Genomic DNA, 252 nt, shown 5'->3' with positions numbered 1-252 from the left:
CCGAGCGGGACGGCTCCGCCGTCCCGCTGGCCGTGCGAACGGGCGGCTTCGCCGCCCGGGAGCAGACGGGGGTGGGCGACCGAGCGGAGCGAGGGAGCGCACCCCCCGCAGTAAAAAGGTTCAGCCGATGTACCGAAGGTTGTCGTCGGTGGCCTGCTGGCCGCCCTCCATCTGCTGGATCTTCTGGACGACCTCCTCCATCTCGTCGGCACGCTCTTCGAGCGAGTCGAACTCGACCTCGAAGCCGATGGC

Annotated in this window: 1 pseudogene; it reads right to left on the bottom strand. The window is 69.4% G+C overall.

Features of this window, described 5'->3' with window-relative positions:
* Positions 1-120: 120 nt before the first annotated feature.
* Positions 121-252: pseudogene (locus SM755_RS23965) on the bottom strand (proteasome assembly chaperone family protein); the annotation flags it as partial.

The sequence above is a fragment of the Natrialba sp. PRR66 genome (assembly GCF_034808065.1).
Taxonomy (GTDB): domain Archaea; phylum Halobacteriota; class Halobacteria; order Halobacteriales; family Natrialbaceae; genus Natrialba; species Natrialba aegyptia.
Note: the sequence above shows the minus strand (reverse complement) of the source record. Positions and strands in the feature narration are given on the sequence as shown.